Annotated in this window: 11 protein-coding genes; 6 read left to right on the top strand and 5 right to left on the bottom strand. The window is 59.1% G+C overall.

Annotated features, from left to right (window positions below; genetic code table 11):
• Nucleotides 1-101 precede the first annotated feature (101 nt).
• The 3 genes from sufB to OBACDRAFT_RS08600 form a co-directional block, all read right to left on the bottom strand.
• Complete coding sequence (gene sufB / locus OBACDRAFT_RS08610) at nucleotides 102-1,571, bottom strand: Fe-S cluster assembly protein SufB (RefSeq protein WP_043584744.1); 1,470 nt, start codon at nucleotides 1,569-1,571, stop codon at nucleotides 102-104.
• A gap of 118 nt (nucleotides 1,572-1,689) precedes the next feature.
• Nucleotides 1,690-2,469, bottom strand: coding sequence for a Fe-S cluster assembly ATPase SufC (sufC, locus tag OBACDRAFT_RS08605; protein ID WP_043584713.1), 780 nt, complete (start codon nucleotides 2,467-2,469; stop codon nucleotides 1,690-1,692).
• Between the two features lie 74 nt (nucleotides 2,470-2,543).
• Nucleotides 2,544-2,987, bottom strand: coding sequence for a Fur family transcriptional regulator (locus tag OBACDRAFT_RS08600; RefSeq protein ID WP_043584712.1), 444 nt, complete (start codon nucleotides 2,985-2,987; stop codon nucleotides 2,544-2,546).
• A 250-nt stretch (nucleotides 2,988-3,237) separates the two neighbouring features.
• On the opposite strand from OBACDRAFT_RS08600, the gene OBACDRAFT_RS08595 reads away from it, so the two are divergent.
• The 6 genes from OBACDRAFT_RS08595 (at nucleotide 3,238) to OBACDRAFT_RS25165 (ending at nucleotide 10,949) form a co-directional block, all read left to right on the top strand.
• Nucleotides 3,238-4,374 carry a Gfo/Idh/MocA family oxidoreductase gene (locus OBACDRAFT_RS08595; protein WP_043584711.1) on the top strand — a complete coding sequence of 379 codons (1,137 nt, stop codon included), beginning with the start codon at nucleotides 3,238-3,240 and terminating at the stop codon, nucleotides 4,372-4,374.
• A gap of 174 nt (nucleotides 4,375-4,548) precedes the next feature.
• Nucleotides 4,549-5,367: a hypothetical protein gene (locus OBACDRAFT_RS08590; RefSeq protein ID WP_157836966.1), complete on the top strand. Its 819-nt coding sequence runs from the start codon at nucleotides 4,549-4,551 to the stop codon at nucleotides 5,365-5,367.
• On the top strand, nucleotides 5,364-7,148 hold the full coding sequence (locus tag OBACDRAFT_RS08585; protein WP_043584709.1) for a right-handed parallel beta-helix repeat-containing protein: 1,785 nt from the start codon (nucleotides 5,364-5,366) through the stop codon (nucleotides 7,146-7,148). Before OBACDRAFT_RS08590 ends, OBACDRAFT_RS08585 begins: the two co-directional genes overlap by 4 nt.
• 27 nt (nucleotides 7,149-7,175) lie before the next feature.
• Nucleotides 7,176-8,222 (top strand): right-handed parallel beta-helix repeat-containing protein, encoded by a 1,047-nt coding sequence (locus tag OBACDRAFT_RS08580; protein WP_232766891.1) that lies wholly within the window; start codon nucleotides 7,176-7,178, stop codon nucleotides 8,220-8,222.
• A gap of 43 nt (nucleotides 8,223-8,265) precedes the next feature.
• Nucleotides 8,266-8,979, top strand: coding sequence for a type II secretion system protein (locus OBACDRAFT_RS08575; protein WP_052361533.1), 714 nt, complete (start codon nucleotides 8,266-8,268; stop codon nucleotides 8,977-8,979).
• A 185-nt stretch (nucleotides 8,980-9,164) separates the two neighbouring features.
• Nucleotides 9,165-10,949, top strand: a complete 1,785-nt coding sequence (locus OBACDRAFT_RS25165) for an alpha/beta hydrolase family protein (RefSeq protein ID WP_052361532.1) — start codon at nucleotides 9,165-9,167, stop codon at nucleotides 10,947-10,949.
• Between the two features lie 118 nt (nucleotides 10,950-11,067).
• Here OBACDRAFT_RS25165 and OBACDRAFT_RS25160 read toward each other — a convergent pair whose 3' ends face one another.
• Entirely contained in the window at nucleotides 11,068-11,886 is an 819-nt protein-coding gene (locus tag OBACDRAFT_RS25160) for a helix-turn-helix domain-containing protein (protein WP_198529864.1), read from the bottom strand.
• Between the two features lie 350 nt (nucleotides 11,887-12,236).
• Nucleotides 12,237-14,252: a sodium:solute symporter family protein gene (locus tag OBACDRAFT_RS08560; protein ID WP_043584708.1), complete on the bottom strand. Its 2,016-nt coding sequence runs from the start codon at nucleotides 14,250-14,252 to the stop codon at nucleotides 12,237-12,239.
• Between the last annotated feature and the right edge of the window lie 42 nt (nucleotides 14,253-14,294).

Genomic DNA, 14,294 nt, shown 5'->3' with positions numbered 1-14,294 from the left:
GAAAATCAGCAGTTCGACAGAGTAGGTTGGTGGTGGCGGTGGGTGGGTGATTTGGAATTTCAGCTTTCAGCTTTTCAGCGTTCAGCTTTTTCACGTCGGCATCAGCCGACGGAGCCTTCCATTTCGAGGTCGATGAGGCGTTTGAGCTCGACGCTGTATTCCATGGGGAACTGGCGGACGAGGTCGTTGACGAATCCGTTGACGGCGAGGCTCATGGCCTGGGCTTCGGTGAGGCCGCGTTGTTGCATGTAGAAGATCTGTTCTTCGCTGACTTTCGACACGCTGGCCTCGTGCTGCACGGCGTGGGTGTCGCCGCGCACGGTGATGGCGGGATAGGTGTCAGTGCGGCTGTTGGTGTTGATGAGGAGGGCGTCGCATTCGGTGTTGTTCTTGCATCCTTTGAGGTGCTTGGGGATGTGCACCTGGCCGCGGTAGGTGGCGCGGCCCTGACCGACGCTGATGGATTTGGATACAATGGTGGAGGTGGTCTCGTCGGCGGCGTGGATCATCTTGGCACCGGTGTCCTGGTGCTGGCCGTCGTTGGCGAGGGCAATGGAGATCACTTCGCCGCGGGCTTTGCGGCCTTTGAGGACGACGCCGGGATACTTCATGGTGAGGCGGCTGCCGATGTTGCAGTCGATCCACTTGATTTCGGCGTTTTCGTGGGCGAGGCCGCGCTTGGTGACGAGGTTGTAAACGTTGGGGGCCCAGTTCTGGACGGTGATGTATTGGATTTTCGCGCCTTTGAGGGCGACGAGTTCGACAACGGCGGAGTGGAGGGTGGAGGTGCTGAACTTGGGCGCGGTGCAGCCTTCCATGTAGGTGACTTCGGCGCCTTCGTCGGCGATGATGAGGGTGCGCTCAAACTGGCCGAAGTTTTCGGCGTTGATGCGGAAGTAGGCTTGCAGAGGTTGGGCGACTTTGACGCCGGGGGGGACGTAGATGAACGAGCCGCCGCTGAAGACGGCGCTGTTGAGGGCGGAGAATTTGTTGTCGGCGGTGGGGATGACTTTGCCGAACCATTTGCGAAACAACTCGGGGTGTTCGCGCAGGGCTTCGGTGGAGTTCATGAAGATGACGCCTTGCTTGGCGACGATGTCCTTGACGTTTGAATACGCGGCTTCGCTGTCGAACTGGGCTTCGACGCCGGCGAGAAACTTGCGCTCTTGTTCGGGGATGCCGAGGCGTTCAAAGGTTTTTTTGATGTCGTCGGGGACTTCGTCCCAGGTGCGTTTGGGCTTCTGGCCTTGGGCGAGGTAGTAGCGGATTTTGGCGAAGTCGATGTTCTCCAGATCCTTCGTGGCCCAGTGCGTGGGCATGGGTTTGTCGAGGAAGGTCTTGAGGGCGTTGAGGCGGAATTCGAGTATCCACGGTGCCTCTTTTTTGACGGCGCTGATGTAGCGGACGGTGTTTTCGGAGAGGCCGGAGCCGGCGTCGAATTCGTAGGCGACGTCGTAGGTGAAGTCGCCGACGGTCTGGTCGATGCCGACGGTGGGGTTTTCGATGGTGGCGGGGGCGTCGTCGTCAGCGGTGGCTGCGGCGTCGGTGGTGAGTGTGGCGGTGTCGGACATGGCGGGTTGGGCCTTATGGTGACTCATGCGCCCGATGGGGCCAATGAGTGTAGTGAATTTTTAGTGACAGCGGCGGCGGCGGCGGTGGTGGTGGTGGTGTGGTGGCGGCGGTCGCGGGTCAGGCGGTGGCGGGTTCGAGGACGAGGTCTTTGACCCAGTCGTAACCCTTGGCTTCGAGTTCGAGGGCGAGGTCTTTGTCGCCGCTCTTCACGATGCGGCCGTCATACATGACGTGCACGTGGTCGGGGATGATGTGGTTGAGGAGGCGCTGGTAGTGAGTGATGAGAAGGACGCCGGGCGGGGTGGCGGCGGTGCGCAGGGTGTTGACGCCTTCGGCAACGATTTTGAGGGCGTCGATGTCGAGGCCGGAGTCGGTTTCGTCCATGAGGCCGAAGGCGGGTTCGAGCATGGCCATCTGGAGGATTTCGCAGCGTTTTTTCTCGCCGCCGGAAAAGCCTTCATTCACGGACCGCGAGGTGAATTTGCGGTCGATTTTGAGGAGGTCCATCTTGCCGTAGAGTTTTTTGTAATACGCGGTGGCGTCGATGTCTTCGCCTTCGCCGAGGCGGGCTTGGAGGGCGGCACGGAGGAAATTGGCGATGGAGACGCCGGGGATTTCGCTCGGGTATTGGAAGGCGAGAAAGATGCCGGCGCGGGCGCGTTCGTCGGGTTCCATTTCGAGGATGGATTTGCCGTCAAGGAGGACGTCGCCGCTGGTGATCGCGTAGTCGGGATGGCCGGCAATGGCTTTGGAGAGGGTGGACTTGCCGGTGCCGTTGGGGCCCATGATGGCGTGAACTTCGCCGGTCTTGATCGTGAGGGTGACTCCCTTGACGATGTTTTTGTCGGGGCTCTCGGTGAGCGCTACGTACAGGTCGCGGATTTCAAGCGTGTGCATGAGTGAAAAGTAAGAATTAAAAGTTAAGAATTAAGAATGGAGGATGGCGGCGGAGCGCGGTGCGTGGGAGGCGGTCAGGTTTTGGTGGCGTGGCCGCGAAAGGTGATGTCGATGGCATCGGCGGAGTAGCCGGGGGGGAGGAGGGATTTGAGTTGGGCGAGGAGGGGGGGGGGGAGGTCGATGTCCTGAATGTTGCCCGTGTCCTCATCGTGAAAATGGGCGTGGGGCTGGAGGTGGGGGCAGTAACGGGTGGGGGCGCGCTCGAAGTGGACGGCGCGGACGAGGTCGTGGGCGACAAGGGCTTCGAGGCAGTTGTAAACGGTGGCGAGGGAGATGCCTGGGAGTTCGGTTTTTACGCGGGCGAAGACTTCGTCGGCGGTGGGGTGGTCGCGTTGGGTAAGGAGCACATTGTAAACGAGTTCGCGCTGCGGGGTGCTGCGCAGTCCGCTGTGCGCCAGGCGTTGAGCGGGAGGCGCGAGAGCGGTGTCGTTGTGGTCGTGATGTGCGGTGGAAACCATGCGAGTCGGGCGGTGGTCGTATCGGTGAATGGCGCAAGAAATTAGAATGGTTCTAAATCGCAAGCGAGAATTGGAATTATTCTAAGAAACGTGAGGTTGGCGTTAGGAGGAGAGGAACGATGGAGGGCGGCGGAGGGGGGAGTTGTCCCGAAAAAGCAAAACTGTGGCCTGTTTTGCCAAAGACGCGGTGCAGGAAACTGAATACACTCTGGGGGTCCCATCGAAAAATGGGGATCCCCATTGCAAAATTATGAACAAGACAAAACTGGCGGTTATCGGCACGGGCGGGCTGGCGCAAAACCAGCATATTCCCAACATCTACAAATCGGACGTCGCGGAACTGACCGCTTTGTGCGACCTGCGCGGTGACGTTCTCAAGGAACTTGGCGAATGCTACTCCGTGAAGCGGCTGGAAACCGATTATAAAAAAATCCTGGCCTCGGCGGACATCGAAGGCGTCGTCATTGCCACGCGGGAGGACTCGCACGTGCCGCTCACGCTTGAGGCACTGGCCGCGGGCAAACACGTGTATGTGGAAAAACCGTTGGCCGAGACCACGGAGGCTTGCGAGCAGGTGCTCCGGGCGCAGCGCGAAAGCGCGTTGCGCGTGGCCGTCGGCATGAACCGCCGTTGCGCTCCGGCGTATCGCTATGCACGCGAAATGTTACTCAAAAACGGCGGCGCCCAAAACATGTTTTACCGGATCGCCGACACCTATTCGCTCAATTGGGGCATTAGGTTCGGCGGCGGCAAGCGGATGATTCACGAGTTGTGCCATATTTTCGACATCCTGCGCTTCTTTGCGGGGAGTGAGGTGACGGAGGTCTATTGCCGGAGCGGACGACAGGATGACGAGAGCCTGTTGCTGGTTTTTGCGTCGGGTGCCACTGCGACCTTGCTGAGCAGCGGCTATGCTTCGTGGCAAACGCCCAAAGAGCACTTCGAGGCGGTGGCGGCGCAGGGGATGCTCGTGGTTGAGGAGTTTGTGGAAGTGCGAAATTTCGGCCTCTCCGCCGACGATCCCGATGTGAAGTGTTTCGCGGGACATTTTCATCCATTTCGCGAGCAAGCGCATGTCGCCGAACTGGAGCGTCGCGGTTATCCGGCCTTGACTGAACTTCGTAAAGAAATCTTCGAACAAACCGAGCGGCTGTCACGCCTGTCGCCATTGGACCCTGATTATTCGCGGCAGAAGGACACGCGTCTGCCGCTCATCAACTACTCGGTGGACAAGGGTTGGCAGGCGGCGATTGACAATTTCGCGGAGTGCATCCGATCGGGTGCGGAACAGATTTCCGCCACGGCGGTGGACGGCCTGCGCGCCGTTGAGATCACCCAGGCCGCTTTGCGTAGCCGCGAAATCGGCCAACCCGTCAAGGTGGGCTGAACACCTCTCCTGTCCCCCCCCCCCCCCCTTCCCGAAAGGATAAAATTATGGCCCATTTTGCCAAAGACAGGATCTCCGCAAAACCGGTAAAATGAAAACCGTCGCATGATTTCCGGCCATATCGGCCACCCCACACCCGCATCTTTCCCCAAAAATCATCCCATCTCTTCCGCCATGAAAACCATCCAAACATCACTCCGTTTCGCACATACAGGCCCAGCTTTCGTCTTCGCCGCCGTGCTTTTATTTATCCTTGGGACGACATCCGCCCGCGCTGCCAATCCCGAAGCCACACTTAGCGCCACGACGCTCAAACCCGCCAACAATCTCGTCGCCTCCTTCACGCCAACAGGCACCGATGGACGAGGTTGGCGCGCCGATACAAGCGCCTCAAGCGACGGCTGGCGCGACGTTGGACAGTCCTTTACCGCCACGCATGACGCCACCTTTGATTCGATCGCGTTTTTCGTCTCGTCGGGGCTTAATACGACCACGGCGAACGCCTGCAAAGAAACTCCCTTCACGCTCACCATTTACAGTTTCGCGTCCGACCTCTCCGCCTCTTCCGCCACCGTGCTCAAAACGCTTTCAGGCGAAACACCCGCCATCGCCATCGCCAAAAACGATTACCTCGTCTTTGATGTATCCGAAGCAAACATACGGCTGAAGGCGGGCAACGTTTACGGCGTGTTGCTCCATTTCGACGAGATGGCTGCCAGCCGCAGCATCACCCTCGGATTCCAGATCGGCGCCACCGGCACCACCGCCTATGCTGGCGGGCTTGCCCTCGAACGCCTCAACAACACAGGAACTGGAGCACTTGGAACATTAGTGACGGCCACCGCCAACAGGGCATTCGAGTTCTACGTCCAAGGCACCCCCGTTCCGGAGCCGGCCACCGTCGCGTCGCTTCTCGGCGCCACCGTGCTTGCCCTCGGTGGTGCTTGCCGGTTTCTTCGCCTCCGCCGCGTCACCTGCCGCTCCCGCTCATGATCCGCCCACTCATCGCGCTTGTAACAGTCACGCTGCCGCTTGTCGTTGCCGCCTCTGTTGTATCCGAAAACAACACACAGCAAGAGCCTCCGTCCGTCCCCTTCTTCTCCCCTGCCGCCAACATTCAGACGCTGATTGATGGCGCGGTGGCGCGTGGGGTTGCCCGTGTCATAATCCCCGCTGGCGAACACCGGCTCGCCTCCGCCCTTCGCCTGCGCAAACTCTCCGGCCTCACCATTGAGGGCGACGGAGCGACGCTCGTTTTCACCAACCTCAAGGACGGTGGTTTCTCCATAACCGAATGCGAAAACCTCACCTTGCGCGGTTTTACCGTGGACTTCGATCCGCTGCCTTTCACGCAAGGCACCATCGACGCCATCGACCCCGCCACCGGCATCCTTGTCTGGACCGTGCACGACGGCTATCCCGACCTCACGTCCGACCGCGTTGTCAACCGCGCCCATATTTTCGCCCCCGACACCCACGAATGGAAACGTGACGCGCCCGACATCTACGCCACCGCCGCCCGCGCTCTCACTCCGCGCCGCGGACAACTCACCTTTGCCGCCGACCGACGCTGGCAACTCGCGTACCTCGTCCCCGGCGACCACCTCGTGCAGAACATCAGGAGCGAACGCGGTGCCTTCCGCATCGAACGCAGCCGCAACCTCACCCTCGACCACATCACCGTCCACAGCGCCCCCGGCGTCGCCATCCTGCTCCGCTTCATGGACGGACAAAACACCTTCAAAAACCTTACCATCACCCCCGGCCCCCCCCCCTCCGGCGCAACCCTTCCACGCCTGTTTTCCAGCTCGGCGGACGGCTTCAACTACGCCTACGCCCGCACCGGCCCCATCCTTGAAAATTGCGATTTCTCGCGCATGGGCGACGACTCCGTCAACCTCCACGGCATTGCCTTCGTCGTCGCCGAAGCCGATCCGGCGAACAACATCATCAACCTCATTCGCCCGCATGGCCGCGAAAGTTTCCCCACGATCATCCGTCCCGGCGACGAAGTGCGCACGCTCGCACGCGACAACTTCGACCTCACTGGCGTTGCCCGCGTTGTCGACATTGACATTGATCCCGCGCCCGGCCCGCGCTTTCACGATCTCGCCCGCCGCCTCTATCCCCGCTCCAACCAAGCCGATGCCGCCCGCCTTGAAAAATTCACCCTCTATCGCCTCAAACTCGACGCCCCGCTCACTCCCTCAGCAGGCGACCTCATTGAAATCCCCGCCACTGCTGCGCCCGGCTACATCATCCGCAACAATCGGTTCACCCAACACCGAGGACGCGCCCTCCGCATCCTCGCCAGCCACGGACTCATTGAAGACAACTTCATCGACGGCATCAAACAATCCGCCATCACACTCGGACACGAATTTGTCGCTTTTCGTGAAGCCGGTTGGGTGAGCGACATTACCCTTCGCCGCAACACGATCAAAAACTCCGCTTTTGATCCCGGACTTTTGGGCAAAGCCGCTTGGACCCCCGGGGCCATTTCCATCGTGCATCGTGGCGAAACCCCCGATACCCCCCCCCCCCTAGCCGCTCGCAACCGCGACATCCGCATCGAACATAACACCATTGAAAACGTCGGTGGCCCCGCCATCCACATCAACCAAGCCGCCAACATCCTCGTCAAAAACAACCCCATTACCCGCGCCAACCAGAACGCGGCGACCATCACCGATTCGCACAAAAACCCCTTCGGCCTCACCACCGCCAGACCCATCGAAGCAAACAATTCCGAACACGTCGTCATTGACCCCTGAATACAAACTCAATCCCGGAAGTCCGCCATGCCCCATCCTCTCCCCGCCCGCTCCATTGCCTTCCTTGCCACCGCCCTCGCCCTCCAGTCCGCGCCGCCCGACGCACGCTGGCTCCATATCGATCCCCGCGACCCCGCCGCCCTCCCCACGCTTGCCGCCGCCTCCGCGCAAGCCCGCCCCGGCGACACCCTCTGGCTCGCCCCCGGCAGCGGCCCCTACCGCGAAGAACTCTTCATCCCGCGCTCCGGCACGCCCGACGCCCCCATCACCATTGAAGGCAACGGCAACGAAATCACCGGCTTCGATATTGTTGCCTTCTCTCCTGAACGTATCGCGAACGTCACGACCGATTATCCCTTTGTCCTCCGCCACCACGGCGTACGCATCCCCGAGGATGCGCTGACGGGACAATTCACACCCGCCTCGTCCGCCTCCGCCATCACCTACGACCCCGCAGGCAAAACGCTCACACTTGGGCCCGACGTCACGCCCGACGGCTGGGAAATTTCCACGCGCCGCTTCGCTGCTCGCATCCACAACGTCTCGCACCACCGCTACCGCAACCTCACCGCCAGTGGCTCGCGCAATGACGGCTTCAACCTCCACGGACGCGGCACCGGACTCCTTTTCGAAAACATCACCGCCTGCCACAACCTCGACGAAGGATTTTCCGCGCACGACGACATCGAAAGCGAAATCCGCGAAGGCCGTTTTTTCGGCAACGACAACGGCATTTATAACATCCAGCGCTCTCGCACCCGCGTCCGCGACCTCCTCATCTGGGACAACCTCGGCATCGGTCTCTGCCAGCGTGAAGCCACGCTCGAAGGCGAAAACGTCCGCATCTGGGGCAACGGCATGGTACAGCTCGCCACCGAGAAATCCGGAGTCATTCGCGTGAGCAATCTCATCGTCCATCGCAACCCGCACACCACCCGCCTCTGGCGCACCTACATGGAATCCGCCAAATGGGCCGCCGCCCCCGCGACGCTCGGACGCGAAATCCGCCAGCCCGGCGCGCTCTCCGGTCTCATTGAACAACCAATATCCGCGCCTTGGGACACCGCTCCCTGATCCTTTTCCAGTCATCGACATTTCCCCGCCACCTCTGCTCTCCATGCACACCAATGCCCGTCATCCTCCGATCCTGTGCCGGACTCTCCGCTACACCCCACATTCAGGTTTCACGCTTATCGAACTCCTCACGGTTGTAGCGATAATTGGGATGCTAGCCGCGATCATCATCCCCACCGTTGGCACCGTCCGCCGCTCGGCCCGCGCCGTCCAGTGCAAGTCCAACATGCGCCAACTCGGCCTCGCCCTCCTTCGGTATGCCGACGAAAATCGCGGACGCTCACCCATCGCCGACCAGAACCCGAATCCCGATTATCCCGGTTCAGGTGAAACCTCCCCCGTGCAAAGCTGGTGGCGCGTCATCCAAAAACACCTCGCCATGCGCTATCCAGGTGCTGGTGCTCACGACAATCTCTTTCTCTGTCCCGACTCCGCAGCCACATTCAGCGTCCCCCCCCTCCGCACCTACGCGCTTAATTTCACGGGAGGCAGCACCGTGCCCATAACCTTTTCACAAATCGGCGCCCCTTCGCAATCCCTCCTCATTGTCGAAGCCCGGCAAAACGGCACCAAGGAGGACAGCTTTGTTTACGTCAACATCGGCTCAATCACGCGCGACGAATTCGACTGGCGTCACAAGAGCGAGACAATGAACGCTACTTTTGCCGATGGCAGCGTGCGCACACTCGGCAAAACCACGATGACTGACGGCTCCCCGCCCACGCTCGAAACACTCTTAAATAACATCCGCAAATAGCCACGAACCCAATGAAAACACACACGGATGTTACGCGAAGTGTCGCCTGATTAAATGCCGCACAGCATCAGGCGAGGCGCGATGCACCTCGTCCGACGGCGGCTTGGAGACCGCCGCTCCTTGGTCTGTTGTTCTGTCAAAAAAGTTTTTTAGAAACTCCCTTAAGAAAGTAAAAAACAACGCCCATGAGACGCCTCATCACCTTTTTCCCTGTCTGTTTTATTATCGGCCTCCTTGTCCTTGGATTACGTGCCGGCGAACACTCCCTATTCGCTCCTTACTTGGGAGATGCGCCGCCACAAATCCTCGAAATTATTGAGACCAAAAACGAAGATTCCATCGAAATCACCCGCCTGCGTTTTCTCAACCGGACGCTTCCCGACAACTCGATCGTGAGCATTTACGGCATTCTGGCCCGCCCTGCCGAAAAATCAGCACGCCGCCCAGCCATTCTGGTCTGTCATGGAGGAGGCGCTACGGCAGACCACGTCGAGCCGGCGGTGAAACATTGGGCCAGCTTGGGATATGTCGCCTTTTGTCAGGACGAACCCGGCATCGCCGATTCCAAAAAAATGCGGTCAACAGGATATTGGGGACAGGACCGAAATCCCTGGCGATGCAAGCCCGACCCAACTCGCAACCAGCTCTATGACGGCATTCTCGCAGCCCTCAACGGATTCAATCTGCTGCGCGCCCAACCCGATGTTGACCCCGACCGAATCGGTGTGACCGGCGGTTCTTGGGGCGGTTACATGACTACGATGGTCAGCGGTTTGAAACGTGACCGTGTCAAGGCGGCCTTTGCGGTTTATGGCGGCGGCTTCTACGACCACGGCACCGTCTTCCAAGACGCCTTGGCGCGGCGGGGAACGGAGAATCGTGCTCTCTGGCTGAAACACTTTGATGCCGGGAACTTCGCCGGAGACATCACAGCCAGCTATTTTTTTGCCGCTGCTGCTTGCGACTGGTTTTTCTGGCCGCCCTCGGTGCAGGCCACGTTGGACAAAATCCATTCCCCGAAAAATCTCGTTTTTTCGCCCAACACCTCTCACGCCCTTGCCTTTCCCGGCGGAAATACCGGCCCCACCCCGGTCGATTCCCGCGCGCACCGCGCCATGCAGGAAATCGCCTGGATGGATCATCACCTCAAGGGAGAAGGGAAACCGTTTCCAATCTGCTTTGTAGCTGAAAAACCGATACGTGATGGCGCTGGCATCCGGGTGACGTTTCAAGTCACAAGTCCCGTTCCGGTGACCGCAGCAACAGTCTGGTATTCTTACGGAGAAACTCCGTGGAGAACCCGCCATTGGAAAAAGCTGGAATGCCGCGCCAGCACCGCAGGGAGTTATTATGCCACGCTTCCCGTGGAGGAGCCGGACCAGCCGCTCGACTGGTTTGGGCTGGCAACAGATGATCGCAAAATATCCGTATCCACTTCTTTGCTACGGGTCGATCCGCCTGCACTCGGCTTCACTGATGCGGACCGCCGGACCGTTCTTTGGACGGCTTCCGTCCACGCCCCGGACTTTGACTCCCGCCTATGGCATCCGCCCTACGATGGAGGCTACCGCGGCGGACGTCATCGTTTTCATCGCGGTGCCTTTAATGGTCAGCCGGCAATCGAAATCACCGGTCAATACGCGTTGGACTGCTTTGGTCTGAGAGGACTTTCCTTGGCGCGCGACCGAAGCGCCGGTCTTTCCTTTTGGGCACGCTCGCCTGGTGGCACTGGTTTTACTGTGCAACTCGTGAACGAGGAGACGGACGCGGTCTATCATGTTTGGGAAGTCAATCAGCCCCCCCCCGGTCAGGACTGGAAAGAAGTTCGGATTCACTGGTCGGATTTTCGTCCCGGACCTCATGCGAAACCGCCAATGTTGAGCGAGAAAACCGCCAAACTCCGAATCATCACCCCTGCAGGCGCCGATCTTTTTTTCAGCCAAATTTCCGCCATAACCGTGGAACCATAAATTGACGTTTTTCAGCCCCCGCAAAGAAACCCCCGGCTTGGTTGAACGTCCTCCCTCCCCCCCCCCCCTGCCTTTTAATTCGCGTCGATTCGCGATCTGCGAACACGTCAAACCGGGTTCATAGCAGGAAATGCTTTTCCCGATACACGCTCGGACTGGTTCCCTCGATCCGCTGGAACCATCTTGAAAAGGCGTGGATCGACGGGAAACCGAGTTCGTCCGCGATTTCGGTGATGTTGCGGGCCTTGTGCGCGAGCAACTCCCGGGCGCAGGCCAGACGTCGCGCCGTGATGTAGGCATGGGGCGCGCAACCGAACAGTTGCCGGAAATGTCGCGTGAAATTGCGGGTAGACATATGCGAAGAGGCCGCCAGTTGCTGCTGCGAAGGCGGATTCGAAAGATTTTCGTCGATGAGGTGGAGCGCGTTTTGCATTCCCGTCCCGATTTCCCCGTCTGGTCCGGTCTGAAGCGTGTGCGACGTGGTGCCGGAGGATGCGCCCGGCCAGTGACAAAGCACGTCGGCCAGCGTTACGCACATCAGCGTTTGCCGCGAACTTTCCACTGTCCCGACCCTGTTCAGTTGACGCAACATTTTCACCAAGTGGTGGTCGGCGAAAAGCAGTTTGAGGTAGGGATGGAAAATCCGTTCACGCACCGCTTCCCATTGTGGGGAAACACGAATCTTGATGCTGAAGATCCAAGCCTGGGGTGCTGCGGGTTCCAATTCGATGGAATGTCTCTGGCCGGGATAAAACGCCGCCGCCGTCACTCCCTGAATGGGAATCGTCTCTTCCTCAATGGTGATTACTCCGGACATTCCGATATTCAGGTCCAGTTGCAACATGTCGGAATGGTCATGTGGGGGGACCAGAATTTTATCTTTCATCCGATGCCAGTAGGCTTGGACCAAAAGCCTGGGGTTTTGAAAGATGCGCACTCCCAATGCCAGCAGGGCGCGCTCGCGTGTTTCTTCAAAGCCTTTCTCGTCTCTCATAAAACTCGTTTGGGAGGACATGCGCGGTGGGGATTATTTGCTGCGGATAAATTGCAGAACAACCCGGAACGCAAGCATCCCGCCTCCCGCCTTCCGCCTCCCTATGGAGTGCGGCGATTTATCGCCGCTTTGACGGGGCGTTTTAACGCCCCGCTCTCTTCGTCGCTCCACTGGGCGGGGCGACGCGATAAATCGCGCCGTCAAAAGCGGTGATGAATCACCGCACTCCAAAATGAACACTCTCAAAACCAAAACAGCTTCAGTCGATGACTCGGAGTTTGGAGACCGGCAACTCACCACGGTTTGTGCTGTTCGACGGTGCCATTGTCGGAGTCGTCGATCTTGTAACCACGCAACGAAGCGAACAGCCGCCGGATGTCACGAACACCACCCCAAGTGAACCACAAACCTGTCACCACAGTTATGATACACGGCAAACCGATCGCCGTTACGTGCCAGAAACCAAGCCAATTCTCGTTCGACCACGGTTTGATCCCCGCCCAATGCAACCAACCCCACTGGCCAATCAAATTCCACACCGTGCCAACAAGCATCACGCCGAACCACAGAAACGCCCAGCAAAACAAACTCCCCGTGATCCACTTGTCACCCGTCGTGAAACGCTCGTCGATGCCAACGATCCGCGCCAGCGTCCGCGGACGCTTCGCCACAATCGGACGCCCATTGGCGTCGAGCGGCAATTCGTCACGATGCAGCATCTTGTTGAGCGGGTAATCCCGACGGCAGGTGGCGAGCGAAACAACCACGTAAAGCGTGATCGCAACCAACGTGGAAAAAAACGAAATCTGCATTCCATTGACCGTAAAATCCCCCACCGGAAGACCCAGCGCCTGCAACGCGCGCGACAGAAAGGCGTCACCAAACAACTTATAAACCAAGATGCCCCCGCCCGACAAAATCGCCCCCGCCACCATCGCCGACCACGCCCCCGCCGACGTTCCCCGCTTCCAGTAAAGCCCGCCGACAATCGCCGCGCCCGCTCCACCCACATAAACCGCAGTCGTCACCTGCCACCACATGATGATGTATTCCGTGTGCCGGAAAAATGCCCCGAACAAAAACGCGAAAACCGCCACCCCGATAATGCACGCTCGCAACAAACGAATGTGCCCCGCCGGCGCAGGCGTACGCTTCAAACGAGGCAGAATCACATCCTGCGCCAAAATGCCTCCCCACGAATGCAAGTGCGTCGAATCTCCGCCAAAAATCCCCAGCAACAACACTGCGCAAAGCGCACCCTTCACACCAATCGGCAACATGTGGGACAAGGCCACCGGGATCGTCATTTGTTTTCTGATCTGAGCCTGCTCGATGCCCTCAATCGACTCGCGCGCCACCTCGGACGCCGAGACGAAATCAGGATGTCCCAGGTAGGTCAGCGCGGCCAGCGCCAGCAACACCACCACGGCGCTCTTTCCCTGCTCGCGCCAGCGCCCAAGCAAACCACCCATGCGCGCCTCGTGCGGCGTCGCCCCTGCCGTGTTGTAGGCGCTGGAATTTTGCCACGCCATCGTGCCGTACGTCCCGACAAACACGCCCATCAACACAAACCACAAATTGAAATCCTGCACCGCCCACGCATCGAACGGATTGACCATCGAATGATTCGGCGGACGCGTGCCGATGAAGGCCGACATCTCGCTCCAATCCACCATGCAAAGCACGCCCACAATGATGACGATGTACATCAACTGCGCAAAAATCCCTTCGATGCAGTCCGTCACCATCAACGTGATCAAACCACCCGAGATCGTGAGCGTCAGGCTGATGGAAAGAAACACTCCCATCAACGCAATGTAAGTAGGAAATGAATACGAAAGAACCGTCATCTCTGTTGGCAGTTGCAGAAAATACACCATGAACCGCGCCCCAATCGCCGGGATGATGCCGAAGTTAATCACACCGGCCACAAACCCAAGCACACCGGCGAACAAACGAAAATTGCGGCTGTAACGCATCTCGAAAAACTGGGCCAGCGTCATGGCCCGCGTCTCACGAAACCGATAAATGACGAACCCGAAAATCGCCACGACAATGGCCACCGGCCCCGTGATCCAACCCCACCAAGTCGGAATGAATCCCGACTGAGCAAACACCTCCCACGCCGCCACGAACACGACCGCCCCCGCCGTCATTTCCCCCTTGGCAACAGCCAGCAAATAACGTCCGCCAACACGACCTCCGGATACGAAGTGGGCAACACTTTTCATGTAGCGATGCGTGATGACACCAACGGTCAGGACAATGGCCAAGGGCACCGTGATAACCAACCAGTCGATGATGTGCATGAGATGCGAAAATGGCGGAAACCAAAACGGCAAACGCGTCGT

Origin of the sequence: Geminisphaera colitermitum TAV2 (genome assembly GCF_000171235.2) — a bacterium.
Taxonomy (GTDB): Bacteria; Verrucomicrobiota; Verrucomicrobiia; order Opitutales; family Opitutaceae; genus Geminisphaera; species Geminisphaera colitermitum.
The sequence above is the reverse complement of the archived record's forward strand: the minus strand, read 5'-3'. Positions and strand labels throughout refer to the sequence as shown.